The sequence below is a fragment of the Caenimonas terrae genome, assembly GCF_042655405.1.
Classification (GTDB): Bacteria; Pseudomonadota; Gammaproteobacteria; order Burkholderiales; family Burkholderiaceae_C; genus Ramlibacter; species Ramlibacter terrae_A.
The window spans coordinates 790256-810728 of sequence record NZ_JBHSMF010000006.1 but is presented as its reverse complement, the minus strand read 5'-3'; the positions used below and the strand labels follow the sequence as shown (position 1 = coordinate 810728).

Annotated in this window: 17 protein-coding genes; 11 read left to right on the top strand and 6 right to left on the bottom strand. The window is 70.4% G+C overall.

Translation table 11 applies throughout. From position 1 onward, the window contains the following. Window positions 1-4: 4 nt before the first annotated feature. The 5 genes from ACFPOE_RS10715 to ACFPOE_RS10695 all read left to right on the top strand — a co-directional run bounded on the left by ACFPOE_RS10715 (window position 5) and on the right by ACFPOE_RS10695 (window position 4162). A complete protein-coding gene (locus ACFPOE_RS10715; protein WP_376850072.1) occupies window positions 5-1078 on the top strand; it encodes an ABC transporter ATP-binding protein in 1074 nt (357 codons plus the stop codon). 9 nt (window positions 1079-1087) lie between these two features. Next, a complete protein-coding gene (locus ACFPOE_RS10710; protein ID WP_376850071.1) occupies window positions 1088-1858 on the top strand; it encodes an SDR family oxidoreductase in 771 nt (256 codons plus the stop codon). A 16-nt stretch (window positions 1859-1874) separates the two neighbouring features. Next, window positions 1875-2912 carry an L-idonate 5-dehydrogenase gene (locus ACFPOE_RS10705; RefSeq protein WP_376850070.1) on the top strand — a complete coding sequence of 346 codons (1038 nt, stop codon included), beginning with the start codon at window positions 1875-1877 and terminating at the stop codon, window positions 2910-2912. Between the two features lies 1 nt (window position 2913). Then, the gene (locus ACFPOE_RS10700; protein WP_376850069.1) at window positions 2914-3300 is read left to right on the top strand and encodes a cupin domain-containing protein; all 387 of its coding nucleotides are present in this window, start codon (window positions 2914-2916) and stop codon (window positions 3298-3300) included. An 82-nt stretch (window positions 3301-3382) separates the two neighbouring features. Then, entirely contained in the window at window positions 3383-4162 is a 780-nt protein-coding gene (locus tag ACFPOE_RS10695; protein ID WP_376850068.1) for a transglutaminase-like domain-containing protein, read from the top strand. Between the two features lie 4 nt (window positions 4163-4166). Here ACFPOE_RS10695 and ACFPOE_RS10690 read toward each other — a convergent pair whose 3' ends face one another. Both ACFPOE_RS10690 and ACFPOE_RS10685 read right to left on the bottom strand, forming a co-directional pair. After that, a complete protein-coding gene (locus ACFPOE_RS10690) occupies window positions 4167-4793 on the bottom strand; it encodes a Rossmann-fold NAD(P)-binding domain-containing protein (protein WP_376850067.1) in 627 nt (208 codons plus the stop codon). Continuing rightward, window positions 4783-6546: a DEAD/DEAH box helicase gene (locus tag ACFPOE_RS10685; RefSeq protein WP_376850066.1), complete on the bottom strand. Its 1764-nt coding sequence runs from the start codon at window positions 6544-6546 to the stop codon at window positions 4783-4785. The genes ACFPOE_RS10690 and ACFPOE_RS10685 overlap by 11 nt, the downstream gene beginning before the upstream one ends. A gap of 339 nt (window positions 6547-6885) precedes the next feature. Between ACFPOE_RS10685 and ACFPOE_RS10680 the strand changes: the two genes are divergently transcribed. The 3 genes from ACFPOE_RS10680 to ACFPOE_RS10670 all read left to right on the top strand — a co-directional run bounded on the left by ACFPOE_RS10680 (window position 6886) and on the right by ACFPOE_RS10670 (window position 13303). Continuing rightward, entirely contained in the window at window positions 6886-9174 is a 2289-nt protein-coding gene (locus ACFPOE_RS10680) for a DUF1631 family protein (protein WP_376850065.1), read from the top strand. A 140-nt stretch (window positions 9175-9314) separates the two neighbouring features. Next, on the top strand, window positions 9315-10976 hold the full coding sequence (gene ettA, locus ACFPOE_RS10675) for an energy-dependent translational throttle protein EttA (RefSeq protein WP_376850064.1): 1662 nt from the start codon (window positions 9315-9317) through the stop codon (window positions 10974-10976). Between the two features lie 38 nt (window positions 10977-11014). Then, the gene (locus tag ACFPOE_RS10670) at window positions 11015-13303 is read left to right on the top strand and encodes a DUF1631 family protein (RefSeq protein WP_376850063.1); all 2289 of its coding nucleotides are present in this window, start codon (window positions 11015-11017) and stop codon (window positions 13301-13303) included. A gap of 21 nt (window positions 13304-13324) precedes the next feature. On the opposite strand, the gene ACFPOE_RS10665 is transcribed toward ACFPOE_RS10670, so the two are convergent. Next, window positions 13325-14659 carry a TAXI family TRAP transporter solute-binding subunit gene (locus ACFPOE_RS10665; RefSeq protein WP_376850638.1) on the bottom strand — a complete coding sequence of 445 codons (1335 nt, stop codon included), beginning with the start codon at window positions 14657-14659 and terminating at the stop codon, window positions 13325-13327. Between the two features lie 11 nt (window positions 14660-14670). Continuing rightward, a complete protein-coding gene (locus ACFPOE_RS10660; RefSeq protein ID WP_376850062.1) occupies window positions 14671-15657 on the bottom strand; it encodes a P1 family peptidase in 987 nt (328 codons plus the stop codon). A gap of 158 nt (window positions 15658-15815) precedes the next feature. Between ACFPOE_RS10660 and ACFPOE_RS10655 the strand changes: the two genes are divergently transcribed. Together ACFPOE_RS10655 and ACFPOE_RS10650 are read left to right on the top strand one after the other, a co-directional pair. Beyond that, window positions 15816-16082, top strand: a complete 267-nt coding sequence (locus ACFPOE_RS10655) for a hypothetical protein (protein WP_376850061.1) — start codon at window positions 15816-15818, stop codon at window positions 16080-16082. A 32-nt stretch (window positions 16083-16114) separates the two neighbouring features. Then, window positions 16115-17179 carry an EamA family transporter gene (locus ACFPOE_RS10650; RefSeq protein ID WP_376850060.1) on the top strand — a complete coding sequence of 355 codons (1065 nt, stop codon included), beginning with the start codon at window positions 16115-16117 and terminating at the stop codon, window positions 17177-17179. A gap of 35 nt (window positions 17180-17214) precedes the next feature. Here the strand turns inward: ACFPOE_RS10650 and ACFPOE_RS10645 are convergent, their stop codons facing one another. After that, window positions 17215-18177, bottom strand: a complete 963-nt coding sequence (locus ACFPOE_RS10645) for a glycerophosphodiester phosphodiesterase (RefSeq protein WP_376850059.1) — start codon at window positions 18175-18177, stop codon at window positions 17215-17217. 49 nt (window positions 18178-18226) lie between these two features. Between ACFPOE_RS10645 and ACFPOE_RS10640 the strand changes: the two genes are divergently transcribed. Beyond that, window positions 18227-18931, top strand: coding sequence for a haloacid dehalogenase type II (locus ACFPOE_RS10640; protein ID WP_376850058.1), 705 nt, complete (start codon window positions 18227-18229; stop codon window positions 18929-18931). Between the two features lie 13 nt (window positions 18932-18944). On the opposite strand, the gene ACFPOE_RS10635 is transcribed toward ACFPOE_RS10640, so the two are convergent. Further along, on the bottom strand, window positions 18945-20390 hold the full coding sequence (locus ACFPOE_RS10635; RefSeq protein WP_376850057.1) for an amidase: 1446 nt from the start codon (window positions 20388-20390) through the stop codon (window positions 18945-18947). Window positions 20391-20473: the final 83 nt, after the last annotated feature.

Sequence of the window (20473 nt, the reverse complement as noted above, 5' to 3'; positions counted from 1 at the left end):
TCCCATGGCAGCCGTTTCGTTCAGCCGCGTCGAAAAGAGTTTCGGCAAGTTCAAGATCATCCACGGCATCAGCTTCGACATCGCCGACGGCGAATTCGTGGTGATGGTCGGTCCCTCGGGCTGCGGCAAGTCCACGCTGCTGCGCATGCTGGCGGGGCTGGAGGAGATCAGCGAGGGCGAGATCGCCATCGACGGCCGGGTGGTCAACGACCTGGATTCGAAGGACCGCGACATCGCGATGGTGTTCCAGAGCTACGCGCTCTATCCGCACATGACGGTCAGCGACAACCTGGGCTTCAGCCTGCGCCTGCGCAAGGCCGACAAGGCGCTGATCGGCGAGCGGGTGGCCAACGCCGCCCGCATCCTGGACCTGGACAAGCTGCTGGAGCGCTTCCCGCGCGAGCTGTCCGGCGGCCAGCGCCAGCGGGTGGCGATGGGCCGGGCGATCGTGCGCGACCCCAAGGTGTTCCTGTTCGACGAGCCCTTGTCGAACCTGGACGCCAAGCTGCGGGTGGCGATGCGCGCCGAGATCAAGGCGCTGCACCAGCGCCTGAAGACCACCACCGTGTATGTGACGCACGACCAGATCGAGGCCATGACGATGGCGGACCGCATCGTGGTGATGCATGACGGCATCATCGAGCAGATCGGCACGCCGCTGGAGCTGTTCGACCATCCGGGCAACCTGTTCGTGGCGCAATTCATCGGCTCGCCGGCGATGAACGTCTTCCAGGGCACGCTGCGCAAGAGCGGCGACGACGACCGGGTGGAGGCCGAGGGCCACCTCTGGCCGGTGCGCAAGCTGGCGTCGGCCGTGGACGGCCAGGCGGTGCACTACGGCATCCGTCCCACCGACATCCAGGTCGGCGCGGCCGGCGAGGGCGTGCCGGCCAAGGTGATCGTGGTGGAGCCCACCGGCGCCGAGACCGAGCTGCTGCTGCAGGTGGGCGAAGCGAAGATGATCGTCGTCACCCACGGCCGCACGCTGGTGCAGCCGGACGACATGGTGGGCCTGCGCATCGACCCGGCCAAGGTCCACGTGTTCGACCGCAGCGCCGCCGCCGCCCGCATCGAATAGGGCGCTGGCGTGATCGGTGCGGACACCTTCCGGCTGGACGGCCGGCTGGCGCTGGTGACCGGCTCCTCGGCCGGCATCGGGCTGGCGCTGGCGCGCGGCCTGGCGCAGGCCGGCGCCCGCGTCATCCTCAACGGCCGCGACGCCGGCAAGCTGGCGCGCGCCGGCCAGTCCCTGCGCGACGAAGGGCTGGCCGTGCTGGAGCGGGCCTTCGACGTCACCGACGCCGCGCAGGTGGATGCCGGCATCGAGGCCATCGAGGCGCAGGTCGGTCCGCTCGCGATCCTGGTCAACAACGCCGGCATGCAGCGCCGCGCGCCGCTGCAGGACTTTCCGCGCGAGCAGTGGAGCGAGCTGATGCGCACCAACCTGGACAGCGTGTTCCTGGTGGCGCAGGCGGCGGCCCGCCGGATGATCCCGCGCGGCAAGGGCCGCATCATCAACGTCTGCTCGGTGCAAAGCGAGATCGGCCGGCCCGGCATCGCGCCCTACATGGCCAGCAAAGGCGCCGTGAAGATGCTGACCAAGGGCATGGCGATCGACTGGGGCCCGCACGGCATCAACGTCAACGGCCTCGGTCCGGGCTACTTCAAGACCGAGCTGACCGAAAAGCTGGTGGCCGACGAGAGCTTCAGCGCGTGGCTGACCAACCGCACGCCCAACCGGCGCTGGGGCGAGGTCGCCGAACTGGCAGGCGCCGCAGTGTTCCTGGCCAGCGACGCCTCGTCGTTCGTCAACGGCCATATCCTCTACGTGGATGGCGGCGTCACCGCCATGCTCTGACAACAAGGAGACCGCCATGCGCGCCGTCGTCTGCCATGCCCCGCTCGACCTGCGGCTCGATCCGCTGGACGCCGAAGTGATCGGCCCGCGCCAGTTGCGGGTGCGGGTGGCCTTCGGCGGCATCTGCGGTTCCGACCTGCATTACTACAAGCACGGCGGCTTCGGCACGGTGCGGCTGAAGGAGCCGATGGTGCTGGGGCATGAAGTGTCCGGCGTGGTGGAGGCGGTGGGCAGCGAGGTGACGCAGCTCAAGGCCGGACAACGGATCGCGATCTCGCCCTCGCGCCCCTGCGGGCTGTGCCGCTTTTGCCAGCAGGGCCAGCAGAACCACTGCAGCGACATGCGCTTCTACGGCAGCGCGATGCGCTTTCCGCACGTGCAGGGGGCGTTCCGCGAAGACCTGGTGATCGATGCGGCGCAGGCCCATCCGATCGCCGACGGCCTGTCGCTGGCGCAAGCGGCGCTGGCCGAGCCGCTGTCGGTCGGTCTGCATGCGATCGCGCGGGCCGGGTCGGTGTTCGGCAAGCGGGTGCTGGTGACCGGCTGCGGCCCGATCGGCGCGCTGCTGATCGCCGGCCTGCGGCGCGCCGGCGCGGCGCAGATCGTCGCCGCCGACATCGCCGACCTGCCGCTGGCATGCGCGAAGCAGATGGGCGCGGACCTCACCGTGAACCTGGCCAGCCAGCCCGAAGCGCTGGTGCCGTTCGCCGCCGACAAGGGCCAGTTCGACCTGATGTTCGAGGCCTCCGGCAGCGACAAGGCCCTGCGCACCGGCCTGGACCTGGTCGCGCCGCGCGGCGTCATCGTGACGGTGGGCCTGGGCGGCGACATCCAGTTGCCGATGAACCAGATCGTCGGCAAGGAACTGGAGCTGCGCGGGACCTTCCGTTTTCATTCCGAGTTCGGCGTGGCCGTCAATTTCCTCAACCAGCGCCTCATCGACGGCCGGCCGGTCATCTCGCACACCGTGGACTTCGCCGATGCGGCGCAGGCCTTCGCGCTGGCGGGCGACAAGAGCCGGGCGATGAAGGTGCAGATTTCCTTCGGAGCCTGACATGGCCGACACGTTCACCAGGGTCGTCCTGTTCACGGACACCGACGGCCGCGCGCGCTTTCGAGAGGAAGCGGTGGCGCTTGACCAGGGCACGCCGCAGGCGCGGCTGTCGGCGCTGATGCCTTCGGGCGGCTGCCAGTTGCGGCGCAGCCCGGTGGGCTTTCGCAGCCAGTTCCACTGCACGGTCGATCCGCAGTGGGTGTTCATCCTGTCCGGGCTGATGGAGATCGGGTTGCAGGACGGCAGTAGCCGGGTGTTCGGCCCAGGCCAGCACTTCTTCTCGGCCGACACCCTGCCGGCCGGCGCCAGCTTCGATCCGCAGCGGCACGGGCATTGGAGCCGCCAGCTCGGGCCGGATCCCCTGGAAACCCTGTTTGTCCGCGGCTGACGACGGGCCGGCGCGGGCTGCGCCAGGCTGAGCTGGGGCGGGCTTGTAAGATTGGGCAAGTTCCTCCCAGGCAGCCCTTCCAGTGCACGAACCGACTCCGGATGAATCCGGCGCCCCGACCGTCGACGACCCAGGCCAGTACCTCGGTTCGTCGGCGCTGCTGACGCTGCAGGACAGCCGGCTGCGGCTGCGGGCGCGCTCCATCACCCAGCTGTGCAAGACCGACCGCGAACGGGCGATGGCGCTGCACAACTACGTCAAGAAGCTGCCGTTCGCGCGGCCCTTCAAGTTCCGGCTGCGCACCGCGCGCGAGGTGCTGGACGCCGGCCGCGGCGACGCCACCGACAAGTCGACGCTGCTGGTGGCGCTGCTGCGCCGCTGCCGGATTCCGGCGCGGATCCGCTATGTGGAACTGAAGGGCGAGATTCTGCGCGGCCTGACCTCGCGCGTCCCGTCGGCGCCGCGGGCGGTGGTGGAGATCTGGCTGCATTCGCGCTGGGTGCGCACCGACACCTACATCTTCGACACCGCCTACATCGCGGCGGCGCGCCAGCGGCTCAAGGACCACGACTGGGAATGGGGCTACGGCATCCACCGCAACGGCCAGTCGATCTGGAACGGCACGGATGACGCCTTCCTGGGCGGCTACAGCACCGAGCAGGACCCGATGGTGGTGCAGACGCTGGGCGTGTACCACGACCCGCTGCAGTTCGTGCGCACGGACCTGTTCCGGCGCAAGTTCGCATCGGCCGCCGGCCTGCACTGGAATCTGCTGTCGCTGCTGATGCGCAAGGCGATGCGCCAGCTGCGCGAGGAAGCCGAAGACCAGCCGGCGCCCGGGCGCATGCGCAAGTCGCCCTGAGCCTTCAGGCGGGTGCGGCGGCCGCCGGCGCGATGCGCCGCATCTGGCCCGAACTCAGGACGCGCGCGCCTTCGGCCGATGGCACGGTGCGCAGCATCGCTGCCGCCACCTGCGCGGCTTCGATCGCCTTGTAGTCGTCCGGAATCAGCCAGCCGAGCCGGCGGCTCGCCGCCAGCGCGAGCGTCTCGCCCGGCCGCCGCGGCTGGCCGAGCGCCTCGCGGTCGCCGACCAGGAACGAGGGCCGCGCGATCACCAGCCCGGCGTACTGCAGCTGCTGCACGTCCCGTTCCAGCTCCCCTTTGACGCGGTTGTAGAAGATCCGCGACTGCGGATCGGCGCCCATCGCGCTCACCAGTCCCAGGCGGCTGGCGCCCTGCGCCAGCGCGGCGCGCGCCACCGCCAGATTGGCGTCGTGGTCGACGGCGCGGAAGGCCTGCTGGCTGCCGGCCGCCTTGATCGTGGTCCCCAAAGCAAGAAAGACTTCTTGCACCGCCGGCAGCGGTGGAAGAAGTCCTGTGCTGAGCCCGTCGAAGGCCCTGAAGTCGACGACGTGCTGCGTCAGCTTGGGGTGCTCGAAGGCGAGCGGGCGGCGGCCCAGCGTGTGGACCGCCGCGACCGAATCATCGGCCAAAAGTCCTTGCAGGATTGCCCGGCCCACGAGCCCCGTAGCCCCCGCCACCAGAGCGGTTCGACCGCCCGCCACCGCCACCGCCGCCGTTGCCGCCGCGGCGCCCGCGCCCGCCCATGCTGTCGACGCTGGTGCGCAGGGGATCGGGCTGGCCATCGGTGTTCCTCGGAGTGGCGTCGCGCTGGACGAAGGGGCTCTGGCTATTGTGCGCCCCGTCGCGCGGCTGCAGCTCGTTGTCCTGGCGCGGCTCGAAGTTCTGCGCCGGCGCACGGGCGCTCTGCGGCGGACGCGCGCCCTGGCGCGCGCCGTTGCCGCCGCCGCCATTGCCGTTGCGGGCGCCATTGCCGCCGCCGTTGCCATTGCGGCCACCGTTGCCGTTGCCGCCGCCGGCGCTGCGCTGGCCTTGCGGCTGCGGTGCGCGGGCCGGGCGATCGCCGCCGCGGCCGCCGCCGCCGGACTTGCCGTTGGCATCCTTGTTGTCGCGGATGCGCGTCATCATTTCGCTGCGCGCGGCCTTGGCCGCGGCGGCCATCACTTCACGGCTCGGCGGCTTGCCGATGCCGCCCCAGATGGTCTGGCGGCCCATGGCGATCGGCTCGGCCTGTTCGCCCTGTTCCGGGCCGAAGCCCTCGACCACCTTCACTTCGATGGTCTGCTTGGTGAAGCGCTCGATGTCGCGCATGAAGCCTTCTTCGTCCAGGCACACCAGGCTGACCGCGGCGCCGTCGTTGCCGGCGCGGCCGGTGCGGCCGATGCGGTGCACGTAGTCTTCGCTGACGTTCGGGATCTCGTAGTTCACCACGTGCGGCAGGTCGTCGATGTCGATGCCGCGGGCGGCGATGTCGGTGGCCACCAGGGCGCGGATCTCGCCGCTCTTGAAGCCGGACAGGGCCTGGGTGCGGGCACCCTGGCTCTTGTTGCCGTGCAGCGCCATCGCCTGGATGCCGTTCTTGGTGAGGAATTCGGCGACGTTGTTGGCGCCGAACTTGGTGCGGGTGAACACCAGCACCTGGCTCCAGTTGTGTTCCTGGATGATGTGCGCCAGCAGCGCCTTCTTCTTGCCGCGGCCGACCGGGAGGATCTGCTGGGTGATGCGCTGCACCGTGGTGTTGCGCGGCGTCACCTGGATGCTCTGCGGGTTGCGCAGCAGGGTGGCGGCCAGGTCACGGATCTCGTCGCTGAAGGTGGCCGAGAACAGCAGGCTCTGCTTTTCCTTGGGCACCAGCGCCAGGATCTTCTTGACGTCGGGCAGGAAGCCCATGTCCAGCATGCGGTCCGCTTCGTCCAGGATCAGCATCTGCACCGTCGAGAGGTCCAGGAAGCCCTGTTGCTGCAGGTCCAGCAGGCGGCCCGGCGTGGCGACCAGGATGTCGACGCCGTGCTTGAGTTTGTTGATCTGCGGGTTCATGCCGACGCCGCCGAAGATCACGGTGGAGGTCAGCTGCAGGTACTTGCCGTAGGTGCGCACCGATTCCTCGACCTGGGCGGCGAGTTCGCGGGTCGGGGTCAGGACCAGCACGCGGGTGCCGGTGCCGCCGAACTTGTTCTTCGCGCTGTGGCTCATGGAGAGCTTGTGCAGCATCGGCAGGGTGAAGGCGGCGGTCTTGCCGGTGCCGGTCTGGGCGCCACCGAGGAGGTCGTGCCCTTCGAGCACGGCGGGAATCGCCTGTGCCTGGATCGGGGTGGGGGTGTCGTAGCCCTGCTCGCGCACGGCTTTGAGAATGGCGGGTGCCAGGTTCAGTTCGTCAAAGGTCATTATGTTGCGCCATCCGTGGCGCTTGGGAATCGGCCTGTACGGTGCATGGCACCGAGCCAGTCAAAGGCAGATGAGGTTGGGGTGTGGGAGCCCGGCGATGCCTTCGTCCCCCAGCAGATTGCTGACGTTGCGGGCAACTGGAGTCCGCAACAGCGCGTATTGTCTCATGCATCGCGCATCGGCGCTCGCCGGCGTCGGAAACGCGCGTGAACGAGTGCGCGCATGCGGCACCGGTTACCCACGTTTACAACAGCGTGCGGGAGGGCACAGGCCCCATTTGGCCGAACCGCAGAGCCTCACCCATAATCGTCCGGCACACCCCCGACACCAGATGTATCCATGGCCAACCCGCTGAAACTCCGACTGGGCGTCTCCGACGACCCGACGGCATTGCAGCCGAACCTGAACGATTGCCTGTCGGCGATGCTGCAGCACGCGCAGTTGCTGATGGGGGATGTGCTGACCGGGCTGACCGGCGCCGCCGACCCGGCCGGCTCCAAGCGGGCCTCGGGCCTGCAGGCCGAGAACATCCAGCAGGCGGTGCGCGACCTGGCGCTGCGCAGCAAGCAGGTGTGCGAGACCTACAAGGACCACCTCACCCGGATCGTCTACGAGGGCGGCGGCAAGGAGCAATCCCAGGGCGGCGAGATGCTGCGCTACGAAGACCTGCAGCTGTTCGGGGACTCCGAACTGGACCAGAGCATCGAGGTGGCGCGCGCCCAGCAGGAAGTGTCGATGACGGTGGACGACGTGCTGCCGACGCTGGATGCGCTGATCAGCACTCTGCTCGGATGGCGGACCATCCAGTCCGGGCTCAATCCGGTGCGGCCCGAGGTCTTCGTGCGGGCCCTGCAGGCGACGCTGGCCGAGCACGTGCCGGACGCCGCCGTGCGGGAAGCGCTGATCACTCCGGCCGCCGGCCTGCTGGGCGTCAACCTGCGCCGGCTGTACCGCGAGCTGTCCGACTGGCTCAAGTCCTGCGGCATCGAGCCGGCGGTCCCGGTCGGCGGGCGGCTTTACCAGGGCGGCGGCGCCACCGGCAAGCAGGCGAGCAACTCGGTGGCCAACACGCTGCTGACGCTGGACCGGCTGCGCCTGCTGCTGGCCGGCGACCTCGATGCGCCCAAGAACAACGACCAGATGCTCACGGTGCCGGCCTCGCTGATGGCGCTGCAGGATCTCAAGCAGGTCGATGCCATGGTGCTGCGGCTGCAGAAGCGCCCCAAGCCCGAGGCCGCCGCCGAGCCGGCGCAGCGCGCGGGCATCGAGGGCGACGCACCGGCCGCGCCGCGGCTGGGCCACCAGCTGGCCGAGGAAGTGGTGCGGCTGATGTTCGACAACCTGCTGCAGGACCAGCGCCTGATGGAGGAGTTCAAGCGCCAGCTGAAGCTGATGCAGCCCGCCGTGTTCACGCTGGCGCAGCACGATTCGCGCTTCTTCAGCGACCGCAGCCATCCGGCGCGGATGTTCCTGGACCGCATCACGCAGCGCAGCCTGGCCTTTTCCAGCGCCGCCGACGACGGCTGGAAGCGTTTCCTGGGCACGGTGGAGGATTCGGTGCGGTGGCTGGACAGCAAGGTGGTCGACGCCGAAGTGTTCGGCGAGCTGCTGGACCACCTGCAGGAGCAGTGGAGCAAGCACGACCAAGTGACGCGGGGCCGGCGCGAGACGGCGGCCCGCGCGCTGCTGCACGCGGAACAGCGCAACCTGCTGGCGCAGAAGCTCGCCGGGGAGTTCGGCGAGGCGATGGAGGCCAACGAGGTGCCGGCCTTCGTCGGCGACTTCCTCAAGGGCTCCTGGGCCCAGGTGGTGGCGGAGGCCCAGCTCAGTTGCGTGGACGGCTCGGACGACCCCTACGGCTACCGCGCCGTGGTCGACGACCTGATCTGGAGCGTGCAGCAGGGCACGCCGGCGCGCGGGCGCAACCAGCGGCTGGCGCAGATGATCCCGTCGCTGCTGGCGCGGCTGCGCGACGGCCTGCGCCGGATCGACTATCCGCCGGAATTGACCACCCGCTTCTTCGACCAGCTGCTGGTGCTGCACCAGGCGGCGCTCGATGAAGGGCGCCAGCCCGGCGACCCCACGGCCAAGGAGCTGGAGGCGCTGTCGCTGGCGCTGCCCAATCCGGACAACCAGCCGCTCATCACCGAGGGCATCCCGACGCTGGACCAGCCGATCGACGTTTCCGACCTGTTCCCGGAACTGCCGCCCGGCACGCCGGTGGAACAGGCCGGCAAGATCCCGTTCCTGGTGGCCGACGAGGCCCACGACTCGGGCTACCTGGACGAAGATTCCTACCTGCCGGACGAAGCGCCGCAGATCCCGGACGAAGCGGCCGAGGCCCTGCCCGAACCGGTCGGCGCCGCCGAGATCCGCACCGGCACTTGGGTGGAGCTGATGGTCAACGGCAACTGGCTGCGCGTGCAGCTCACCTGGGCCAGCCCGCACGCCACCCTGTTCATGTTCACCTCGCTGGCCGGCACCGCGCATTCGATGTCGCGCCGCACGCTCGAGCGCCTGCGCGCCCAGGGCCTGATGAAGGTGGTGGCCGAGCGCAACGTGGTCGACGACGCCCTCGACCAGGTCGCCCGCGCGGCCCTGCGCAACACGTACGACGGCAAATCCTGAGACCTTGGGGACAGACCTTCAGCTCTGTCCCCAACTGACTAGAGTCGGATCGCGCCCGAGACCTTGCGCCGCCTGTGCCGGCGTCCGGCAGGGATAATCGCTCCTTTGCATCCCGCATTCCCCCTTTTTTAAGCAGAGCCATGGCCCAGTACGTCTTCACAATGAACCGCGTCGGCAAGATCGTCCCGCCGAAGCGCCACATCCTCAAGGACATCTCGCTGTCCTTCATGCCGGGCGCCAAGATCGGCGTCCTGGGCCTGAACGGCTCGGGCAAGTCCACGCTGCTCAAGATCATGGCCGGCGTCGACAAGGAATACGAAGGCGAAGCCATCCCGATGCCGGGCCTGAAGATCGGCTACCTGCCGCAGGAGCCCAAGCTCAATCCGGAGCACACGGTGCGCGAGGCGGTGGAGGAGTCGCTGGGCGAGGTGTTCGCCGCCAAGGCCAAGCTGGAGGAGGTGTACGCCGCCTATGCCGAACCGGACGCCGACTTCGACGCGCTGGCGGCCGAACAGGCCCGGCTGGAGGCGATCATCGCCACCTCCGGCACCGACTCCGAGCACCAGCTGGAGATCGCGGCCGACGCGCTGCGGCTGCCGCCCTGGGACGCCAAGGTCGGCGTGCTGTCCGGCGGCGAGAAGCGCCGCGTGGCCCTGTGCCAGCTGCTGCTGTCCAAGCCCGACATGCTGCTGCTGGACGAACCGACCAACCACCTGGACGCCGAGTCAGTGGAATGGCTGGAAGTGTTCCTCAAGCGCTATCCCGGCACCGTGGTGGCCATCACCCACGACCGCTACTTCCTGGACAACGCGGCCGAATGGATCCTGGAGCTTGACCGCGGCAACGGCATCCCCTGGAAGGGCAACTACAGCACCTGGCTGGAGCAGAAGGGCGACCGGCTGGCGCAGGAGCAAAAGAGCGAAGAGGCGCACGCCAAGGCCCTGAAGAAGGAACTGGAGTGGTCGCGCCAGAACCCGAAGGCAAGGCAGGCGAAGAGCAAGTCTCGGCTGGCCCGCTTCGAGGAGCTGTCCGACGTCGAATACCAGAAGCGCAATGAAACGCAGGAGATCTTCATCCCGGTGGCCGAGCGCCTGGGCCAGCAGGTGATCGAGTTCCACAACGTGACCAAATCCTTCGGGGATCGCGTGCTGATCGACAACCTGAGCTTCACCGTGCCGCCGGGCGCCATCGTCGGCATCATCGGCCCGAACGGCGCCGGCAAGTCCACGCTGTTCAAGATGATCGCCGGCAAGGAAAAGCCCGATTCCGGCGAGGTCGTGATCGGCTCCACCGTGCGCATGGCCTTCGTCGACCAGCACCGCGACGAACTGTCCAACAACAAGACCGTGTGGGAAGACATCTCTGGCGGGCTCGACATCCTGAACGTCGGCAAGTTCCAGATGGCCAGCCGCGCCTACGCGGGGCGCTTCAACTTCAACGGCGCCGACCAGCAAAAGCGCGTGGGCACCCTGTCGGGCGGCGAGCGCGGCCGGCTGCACCTGGCCAAGACGCTGATCGCCGGCGGCAACGTGCTGCTGCTGGACGAGCCGTCCAACGACCTCGACGTCGAAACCCTGCGGGCGCTGGAAGACGCGCTGCTGGAATTCGCCGGCAGCGTGATGGTGATCAGCCACGACCGCTGGTTCCTGGACCGCATCGCGACCCACATCCTGGCCGCCGAAGGCGACAGCCAGTGGACCTTCTTCGACGGCAACTACCAGGAATACGAGGCCGACAAGAAGCGCCGGCTGGGCGAGGAAGGTGCCAGGCCGCACCGGATGCGCTATAAAGCCCTGAAGTAACGCGCGGCGCCATCCCGGCGCAGGCGGGGAACAAACCTATGACCACGTCCGCCGTCCCGCAGAACGCGTCCTACCAGGCGTTGTACCGTTCCTGCATGAAGGAAGCGGCCAGCCGCGGCCATACGCTGATGCAGAAGCTGGCAACCCGCTGCGTCAAGTCGATGGCGCAGCGCGCCGCCGGCATGCCCGACCAGCACGAACGCAACCTGCTGACCGAGGCGGCGCGCATCCTGATGAAGCACCAGGAGGCGCTGTGCGAGGCCTATCCGCAGGCGCTGCTGGCCGAATTCGCCCAGGCCATCGCCGGCGCCAATGCGCGCAGCAGCGTGCTCAGTTTCGATTCGCTGGAGCTGATGGGCGAGGAGCAGCTGCAGGAAAGCGTGGAAGTGGTGCGCACCCAGCAGGCGGTGGTGCAGGCGGTGGAGGCGGAGCTGGCCGAACTCAACGGCCTGGTCTGCGCCATCCAGGGCCTGCGCACCGTGCAGGCCGAGCGCAATCCGCTGCGCCCCGAGGTCTACGTGCGGGCGCTGCGCACGGTCACCATGCAGAGCCCGATCCCGCCGGCAGTGCGCACCCGCTGGATGCAGCACCTGGGCGAAGCGCTGGGGCCGGAGCTGGCCGTGGTGTACCGCGAGCTGTCGCAGCTGCTGCGGGCACAGGGCGTGATGCCGGCCGGCTACACCGTGTCGCCGGGGCGCGACCTCCTGGCCAGCACCTCGTCGTCCGGCGCCAGCGGCCTGAAGCCGGTGCCGCCGGCGCAGTCGGTGCCCACCAGCACCCTGCTGAACGTGCGCGAATTGCGGCGCCTGCTGTCGGGCCAGTTCGAGCACACGGAAGGATCGTTCGCCGCGAAGTTCGAGCGCGAGTTCGAATCGGGCCAGCGCGCCGACCTGCCGCCGGATTTCTCGCCCACCGTGCCGGCCGCGTTCGAGACGCTGCAGGAGATGAAGGGTGTGGACCGGGTGATGGAGGACCTCAAGCGCCGCTCCTCGGCGACGGCGCCGCCGCTGGCGGGCATGGCGGCGCTGCGCGAAAGGCTGCGGCACCAGGCCGCCAGCCCCGGCCAGGCGCTGGGGCTGGAAGTGGTGGGCCTGATGGTCGACAACATCGCCAGCGATGCGCGCCTGCTGCCGCCGGTGCAGCAGGCGGTCCGCGACCTGGAGCCCGCGCTCCTGCGGCTGGTGCTGGAAGACCCGCGCTTCTTCAGCGACAAGGGCCATCCGGCCCGGCGCCTGCTGGAGCAGCTGACGCAGCGCAGCCTGGCCTGGTCGGCGGTGGATGCGCCCGGTTTCGCCGCCTTCTACGAGCCGCTGCAGCAGGCGGTGGACGCGCTGCTGTCCACCCGCGTGGCCGGGCCCGACCCGTTCGAATTCGCGCTCACCTCGCTGGAGGAAGCATGGGGCGAGCAGAGCAAGCGCGAGCGCCGGCACCGGGCCAGGGCGGTGCAGGCGCTGCTGCAGGCGGAGCAACGCAACCTGCTGGCCGGCAAGGTCAGCAGGCAGCTGCGCACGCGGGCGGACGTGGCGTCGGCCGCGAAAGAGGTCAGCCTGTTCGTCACCGGCCCGTGGTCCCAGGTGATCGCGCAGGCGCGGCTGTCGGATGCGGCCGGCGGCGCCGATCCCGGCGGCTACGCCGCGCTGCTGACGGACATGCTGTGGAGCGCGCAGCCGCAGCTGGCCGGCGGCAACCCGATGCGGCTGGCGCGCATCGCGCCGCGGCTGCTGGAGAAGATCCGCGAAGGCCTCACCAGCATCGACTACCCGCCGGCGGAAACCCGGCGCTTCATCGACCTGCTGGTGCTGCTGCAGCAACAGGCGCTGGCGCCGGCCGCGGCGGCCGTCCAGGCGCCGATGACGCCGCAGGAACTGGAAAGCTGGTTCGCCGCGCCCCAGAGCGACGACGTCCGCAGCCCCTGGCTGGCACCGGGCGAGGCGCAGGAATCGGGCTTCATGGAAACCCACCAGGGTGCCATGCCGCTGCCGCTGTACCAGGCGACGCAGCCTGGCAGCGTGCTGCAGGAAGCGGGCACCGACTGGCTGGATGCGGTCCCGGCGCTGAGCGACGAGGCGTTGCAGCCGGGCGCGTGGGTGGAGATGCAGACCGACGGCCGCTGGGGCCGGCTGCAGCTGACGTGGGCCAGCCCGCACGGCACGCTCTACATGTTCAGCGACGCCGGCGGCAAGACCCATTCGATGACGCGCCGGCTGCTGGACCAGCTGGTGGCGGCGCAGAGCCTGCGGCTGGTGTCGGACCACGCCGTGGTGGACGGCGCCCTCGACGCCGTCGCCCAGGCGGCGGTCAGCAACTCGCCGGACCTTCGCCCTTGAAGGCGGACAGCCGGACCGCTTTCAGGCGGTTCCCGCATCATCGAGCTTGCGGCGCACGTTGCCGATGTTGTTGCGCAGCGCGTAGAGCTCGTCGGCGTAGGACAGCGGCACGCTGACCTTGGCGACGCGGTCGTCGAGCTGGTGCAGCTCCTGCGCCAGCTGCGCCGGATCGCTGCCCGGCGCCTGCATGCGGTTCTCGATCTCGCGCAACTGGCCGTACCAGCGGAACACCCGCGAGCGGATCCTGAATTCGTACAGCGGCGGCACGATGCGTGACAGCGGCAGCAGGATCGCGACGATGATGCCCAGCGCCAGCCACATGCGCTCCACCAGGTTGGCCAGCCAGAACGGCAGGTAGCGCTGCAGGAAGGGCGCGCCGCTGTTGATCGCGCGCTCGGCTTCGCGCGCGATCGGATATTCGCTGTGCTCGGTGGTGGGGAAGGCGCCGGCGCGGTTGAACCAGCCGGGCGGGCCGTGGAACTCGCGCGCCGCCTGCACGAACAGCTGCAGCAGCGCCGGGTGCGTGCCCTCGCGCGCCAGCAAGGCGGTGGTGGTCGCGATCAGCCGCACGTTCTGCCGCGGCACGTCCGCCGCCAGGTCCACCACGCCGCGCGGCAGCACCACCGGCGTGAGGAAGGGAAAGCGGCGCGAATAGGCCTCGCTCTGGCCGAAGTCCATCAGCTTCACGCCCGGCGTGCGCAGCAGCATCTGCACCATCAGCGACTCGGGCGCCGAGGCGAACACCAGCGCGTCGATTTCGCCGCCGAGAAAGGCCACCGTCGCCGGCGTCTGCTCCAGCGCCGACAGCCGGATGGCGTCCGGCGCAATGCCGTTGGCCTCGAACAGCTTGGCCATCAGCGCCGGCACGCCGCTGCCCGGGGTGCCGACATTGAGCCGCAATCCGGCCAGCTGGGGCAGGGCGCCCAGCGTGGCGGTGGGGTCCAGCTTCCTGGCCGCATCCTCGCGGTAGAACAGCCAGATCGGTTCGACGAACAGGCTGCCCAGCGATTCGATGCGGCCGTCGCTGGCGGGGTCGCCCTGCTCGCTGCTGCCGCCCTGCACGAAGCCCAGATCGGCCTTGCCCGCGCGCAGCAGCTGCAGGTTGGCCGACGAGCCCTCGCTGGGCAGCAGCCGCACCTCGATGCCGTTGCCGGCCAGCGCCTTCTGGTAGCGCTTGCCGAAGGCCTCGTAGGCGCTTTGCGCCGGCCCGGTGGCCAGCGTCACGTGCTTGGGCGGCGTCGGGTCCAGCCACAGATAGGCCAGCACCAGCAGCCCGACCGCCAGCAGTGCGACCGGCCCGGCCGACAGCAGCAGGTCGCGGATCGAAACCAGCGTGTAGCGGATCGCCTTGGGCATCGCGGGCCGACTCATGCCCGTCCGAGCTCGGCCAGCGACGGCAGCTTCAGCCCCGCCACGTCGATGCCGTGCGCTGCGCGGACGGCGCGGACCACCGCCCGTGCCGTCGCCTCGGCCGCCATCGCGCCCAGCGTCATCATGCCCGGCGCCTTGCCGGCGGCGCCGGTGCCCAGGGCGAACAGCGTGTCGCCGTCGGACATGGTGTGGACCGGGTTGATGCTGCGGGCCAGGCCGTCGTGGCCCATCTGCGCCAGCCGCGTCGCCTGGATCTTGGTGACCACGGCGTCGGTGCAGATCACGCCGATGGTGGTGTTGGTGCCGGCGATCAGCGGCCTGGGCGCTTCGCCGGCCAGCAGCGCGCGCCGGCTGTCCAGCAGGCGCAGGCCGTCGAGCGTGCGGGCGCCGGCAATGGGCAGCGCGGTGTCGTGGTCGATCACGTCGCCCAGCGCATTGCAGGCGACCAGGGCCGCCACCGTCACGCCGTCCACCGTGACCGAGGCGCAGCCGATGCCGCCCTTCATCGCCCGGGCGATGCCGAAGATCTTGCCCACCACCGCGCCGGCGCCGGCGCCGACGTTGCCTTCGGCCGGCGTCGCGGGCGAAGCCGCCTGGCAGGCGCGGTAGCCGGCCTCGGCGTCCGGGCGGATGGCGCTGTCGCCCACCAGCAGGTCGAACAGCACCGCCGCCGGCACGATCGGCAGCCGGGCCGGGCCCACCGGCATGCCCACGCCCTGTTCCTCCAGCCAGCGCACCGCCCCGGTCGCCGCCTCCAGGCCCCAGGCGCTGCCGCCGGCCAGCACGATGCCGTGCACCCGCTCCACCAGGTTGGTCGGTGCCAGCAGGTCGGTTTCGCGGGTGCCGGGGGCGGCGCCGCGGACGTCGACGCCGGCCACCGCGCCCTGGCGGGCGAGCACCACCGTGCAGCCGGTCGGTCGGCGCGGGTCGGTGAAATGGCCGACCTCGAGCCCGGCGATGAAGGTGCTGGAAGTGGATGTCATTGCCCAGGGATTATCGGCCGCCGGCCCGGGGCAGGAAATTTCCTACAGCGCTTGCCTCCAGTTTGCCGACAGCCACGCAAGGCTGGGCTACCTACAGTGCGTTATCCGCCGGCGCAGCTGGCGTCTTTGTTTTTCCAACGAACCCACGAGGAATCCACATGAACGAAACCATGGAATCGACCGGCCTGACCTCCGGCACCGGCCTGAACGGCACCACCGGCAACGCCAACGTCGTCAAGCGCGTCGCGCAAAAGGCCCATGAGGCCGTCGACAAGCTCGAGCAGACCGTCAATTCGGGCAGCGAGAAGGTCACCGGCTGGCAGGAAGAGTACGGCGGCCAGGCCCGCGAGCAGATCAAGGCCAACCCGCTGACGGCAGTGGCGATCGCTTTCTTCGCCGGCGTCATTTTCAGCCGCGTCCTGTGAAGTGCGCGCCGTCGTGCGCTTAGCATGACGGCATGACTTCCCCGACCCATCGCAAGCTGCCGCGCGGCGTCGCCGCCGCGCTGCTGGCAGCCTTGCTGTTCGGCGCGGGCACCCCTGCCGCGAAAGTCCTGCTCGCCGCGACCAGCCCCTGGCTGCTCGCGGCGTTGCTGTATCTGGGCTCCGGCCTGGGGCTGCTGCTGTGGCGCCGGCTGCGCGGCGCGGCGCCGGTGCGGCTGCCGCGCGCCGAGTGGCCATGGCTGGCCGGCGCCGTGCTGGCCGGCGGCGTCGCCGGTCCGGTGCTGCTGATGGTGGGGCTCAACGGGCTGGCCGCTTCCACGGCGTCGTTGCTGCTCAATGCGGAAGGCGTCTTCACCGCGCTGCTGGCGTGGACCGTGTTTCGCGAGAACGTCGACCGCCGGGTGGCGCTGGGCATGGCGGCCATCGTCGCCGGCGGCGTGGTGCTGTCATGGCCGGGCCGGGTCGAAGCGGTCGCCTGGCTGCCGGCGCTGTGCGTCGCCGGCGCCTGCGCGGCCTGGGCGGTGGACAACAACCTGACGCGCAAGGTGTCGCTCAACGACGCCTCCTGGCTGGCGATGGTCAAGGGCCTGGCGGCCGGTTCCACCAATCTCGCGCTGGCGCTGGTGCTGGGCGCGCACTGGCCATCGGCCGGCGTGATCGGCGCGGCCGCGCTGCTGGGGTTCGCCAGCTACGGCGCCAGCCTGATGCTGTTCGTGGTGGCCCTGCGCGAACTGGGCACCGGCCGCACCGGCGCCTATTTCTCGGTCGCCCCCTTCTTCGGCGCGGTGCTGGCGATCCTGTTCCTGGGCGACCCGATGACGCCCCAGCTGCTGGCCGCCGGCACGCTGATGGCGATCGGCGTCGCGCTGCACCTGAGCGAGCGGCACCAGCACGCGCACCGGCACGAGCCGCTGGCGCACGGCCACGCGCATGTGCACGGCGCGGGCGACGAGCACCACGAACACGTGCACGTGCCGCCGGTGCCGCCCGGCACCCGCCATGCGCACTGGCACGAGCACACCGAGCTGGCACACAGCCATCCGCACTACCCGGACGCGCACCACCGCCACGAGCACTAGCGCACGACCGGTCCGCCGGGAGGTCCCCGGTTGCGCTATCGCGCGGGAACCGGCACCGGCCGGGGCAGCGCGATGTTGTGCCGGCGCATGGCCTCGCGCAACCGGTCCGGATAGTCGGTGATGATGCCGTCCACCCCCCAGTCCAGCAGGCGGTCGAAATCGCCCGGCAGGTTGACGGTCCACGGAATGACCTTCAGCCCCAGCGCATGCGCTTCCTTCACCTGTGCTTCGGTCAGCGTGCTGCTGTAGGGCGACCAGGCCGACCCGCCGGCCGCCTTCACCATCCGCGGGACGCTGCCGTGGTCGGCCAGCCTGAAGCCGGCTGTCCACCGGCCGTCGCCGATGGTGTCGAAGCGCGCGGTCTGGCTGGTGAGGTAGACCGTGGGAATGCGCGGCTCCAGCTTCTGCGCCAGCTGCAGGGTGCGCCAGTCGAAGCTTTGCAGCGAGACCCGGGCCGTCATGCCGGCATCCCGCACCACCCGCAGGATCGCCCGTGTGACCTCCTCCGGGCTGGGGCTCTCGGGGCCGGTGCCGGGCTCCACCTTGGTCTCGATGTTGAAGCGCACGTCGGTCGCGCCCAGCGCCTTCACCCGGTCGAACAGCGCCGCCAGCGTCGGCATGCGCACGCCGTCGCGCGACTGCTGCTCCGGGAAGGAGGCCGCATAGGGCGTGTCGGGCCTGATCCGGCCGAGCCGATAGGTCTGCAGCTGGGCGAAGGTCATCGACCGGATCGCCGGCCCCTTGTCGAACCAGTGCCCGCTCGGGTCGCGCACGATCAGCGGGTTGAGGGACGGGTCGTGCGAGATCACCACCACGCCGTCCGCCGTCAGCGCGATGTCCAGCTCCAGCGTGGTCACGCCCAGCGCGATCGCATTCTCGAAGGCAGGCAGCGTGTTTTCCGGCATCAGTCCGCGCCCGCCGCGGTGCGCTTGCAGGTCGAACGCCAGCGCCGGGCCCGCCAGGCCCAGCAGCAGGGTCAGCAGGATCAGGGGGCGCAATGAACCGAGCATGGGGCGGTGGGCATGGACTGCCTGTATTCTGCAGTGCATGGCAAACCCAGTGGCAAGCAAGATCCTCGCTTTCGATGTGTTCGGCACCGTGGTCGACTGGCACGGCAGCATCGCGCGCGAGGTGGACGCCATGGGCCTGGGCGTTGCGGGCAGCGCTTTCGCGCTGGCCTGGCGGGCCGGCTACCAGCCGGCGATGCAGAAAGTGCGCTCCGGCGAGCTGGGCTGGACCCGCATCGACGAGCTGCACCGGATGATCCTGGACGAGCTGCTGGTGCGCTTCGGGATCAGCGGCCTGGACGAGGCCGGCAGGCAGCACCTGAACCGCGTCTGGCACCGGCTGGAGCCGTGGCCGGACTCGGTCGAGGGCATCCGCCGGCTCAAGGCCCGGTACATCGTCTGCACGCTGTCCAACGGCAACATCGGCCTGCTCACCGACATGGCCAAGCGCGCCGGCCTGCCCTGGGACTGCATCCTGTCGGCCGAAGTGTTCCGCGCCTACAAGCCCGATCCGGCGGCCTACCTCGGCGTGGCATCGACCTTCGACGTGCGGCCCGACGAAGTCATGCTGGTCGCGGCCCACCACGACGACCTGGCCGCCGCGCGCGGCTGCGGACTGCTCACGGCCTACATCGAGCGGCCGCTGGAGTTCGGCGCGGTCCATCCCAAGGATGTCTCCCCGCGGCCGGAAAACACCATGCATTGCAGCAGCATCGCGGCGCTGGCCGAGGCGCTCGGCTGCTGACGGCGATCGGGCGTCAGGCGGCGGGCGACAGGGACGCCGGACCGGCCGGGCCGGCGGCCGCCGTCGGCGGCCAGTGCCGGGCCCAGGGATGGGCCTCTTCGTATTGCTGCGCGAGCGCCAGCACCGCGGCGTCGGCGCCGGGCCGGCCGACCAGCTGGAAGCCGGTGGGCAGGCCGCGCACGAAGCCGCAGGGCACGGCCGCCGCCGGCAGGCCGGCGGCATTGGCCAGCGCGCTGAACACCGCGTGGCCGCGCGGCCCGACCGACTGGCCGGCGATCTGCACCGGATGGGTCTGGTCGGCCGGCCAGGGCAGGGCGGCGGTGGCCGGCGTCAGCAGGAAGTCGTGGCTGGCAAACAGCGGCTGCAGCTTGCGCCGCAGCTCGTGGATGGTCGCCAGCAGCTCGAACAGCGCCGCGCCCTCCGCGGCCAGCCCCTGTTCCAGCACCTGCTGGATGGCGGGCGTGCACTGCACGATGTCGGGCAGCTCGCCGGCGCCCAGGCCGAACTCGGGAAAGCGGTCCGCATCGCCCAGCATCCAGGCCAGGCCGCAGGCCGGCAGCAGGCTCCATTGGGCGTTCAGCGGCTCGGACAGCTCGAAGCGGCTGGCTTCGTCCACGGCATGGCCCAGAGCCTCGAACTGCCGGGCCGCCTCGTGCACGCGCTGCGCGATCCCCGGGTCCACCGGGTGGTCGGCGAAGCGCGGGACGTACAGGATGCGCGAGGGCGCCGGCGCCGGGCCCTGGTCGTTCGACCCGGAACCGCTGACGGCCTGGAACAACAGCCGCACGTCCGCCACCGTCCGGCCGATGGCGCCAACCGCCTCGTGCTCCAGGAAGATCTCGGGCAGGCCGCCGCCCCGCGGCACCTGGCCCGCGCCCGGCTTGAAGCCGACCAGCCCGCAATGCGAGGCCGGCCGCCGGATCGAGCCGCCGCCGTCGGTGGCCAGCGCCAGCGGCCCGCAGCCGGCCGCGACCGCCGCCGCCGCGCCGCCGCAGGAGCCGCCCGGCGTCAGCTCCAGGTTCCAGGGATTGCGGGCGACGCCGGCCAGCAGGTTGCCGGTGTAGCCCTGCAGCGCGAACTCCGGCAGGTTGGTCTTGCCGAACAGCACGGCGCCGCCCGCGCGCAATCGCGCCACCGGCAATTCGTCGCCGGTGGCGACCCAGTCGCGCAGCAGCAGGCTGCCCCAGGTGGTGGGCTGGCCGGCCGCGTGCAGGTTGTCCTGCAGGCTGACCGGCACGCCGTCCAGCGGCCCCAGCGGCTGGCCGCGGCTCCAGCGCAGGGCGCTGGTCTCGGCCGCCATCCGGGCGGCGGCCATGTCGACGTGCAGCATGGCGCTCAGGTGCGGCTGGCATTGCGCGGTGCGTTCCAGGCAGGCTTCGAGCACGTCGACCGGCGTGCACCGGCCGCCGGCGAAAGCTTGCGCGAGCTCGGAGGCGCTCAGGCGCCACAGATCGCTCATCGGCCTCGATCCGTCCGCGCGCCGGACTTCTTCACCGAGTAGGCGGCTTTGGCTCGACTCATTGCAGTTCTCCATGCAGTGGT

Coding starts and splice junctions, on each gene's coding strand:
- ACFPOE_RS10640 (WP_376850058.1), top strand. CDS start 18,227: ATGGCAAACCCAGTGGCAAGCAAGATCCTCGCTTTCGATGTGTTCGGC.
- ACFPOE_RS10715 (WP_376850072.1), top strand. CDS start 5: ATGGCAGCCGTTTCGTTCAGCCGCGTCGAAAAGAGTTTCGGCAAGTTC.
- ACFPOE_RS10685 (WP_376850066.1), bottom strand. CDS start 6,546: ATGACCTTTGACGAACTGAACCTGGCACCCGCCATTCTCAAAGCCGTG.
- ACFPOE_RS10635 (WP_376850057.1), bottom strand. CDS start 20,390: ATGAGCGATCTGTGGCGCCTGAGCGCCTCCGAGCTCGCGCAAGCTTTC.
- ACFPOE_RS10680 (WP_376850065.1), top strand. CDS start 6,886: ATGGCCAACCCGCTGAAACTCCGACTGGGCGTCTCCGACGACCCGACG.
- ACFPOE_RS10705 (WP_376850070.1), top strand. CDS start 1,875: ATGCGCGCCGTCGTCTGCCATGCCCCGCTCGACCTGCGGCTCGATCCG.
- ACFPOE_RS10650 (WP_376850060.1), top strand. CDS start 16,115: ATGACTTCCCCGACCCATCGCAAGCTGCCGCGCGGCGTCGCCGCCGCG.
- ACFPOE_RS10660 (WP_376850062.1), bottom strand. CDS start 15,657: ATGACATCCACTTCCAGCACCTTCATCGCCGGGCTCGAGGTCGGCCAT.
- ettA (WP_376850064.1), top strand. CDS start 9,315: ATGGCCCAGTACGTCTTCACAATGAACCGCGTCGGCAAGATCGTCCCG.
- ACFPOE_RS10670 (WP_376850063.1), top strand. CDS start 11,015: ATGACCACGTCCGCCGTCCCGCAGAACGCGTCCTACCAGGCGTTGTAC.
- ACFPOE_RS10655 (WP_376850061.1), top strand. CDS start 15,816: ATGAACGAAACCATGGAATCGACCGGCCTGACCTCCGGCACCGGCCTG.
- ACFPOE_RS10665 (WP_376850638.1), bottom strand. CDS start 14,659: ATGCCCAAGGCGATCCGCTACACGCTGGTTTCGATCCGCGACCTGCTG.
- ACFPOE_RS10700 (WP_376850069.1), top strand. CDS start 2,914: ATGGCCGACACGTTCACCAGGGTCGTCCTGTTCACGGACACCGACGGC.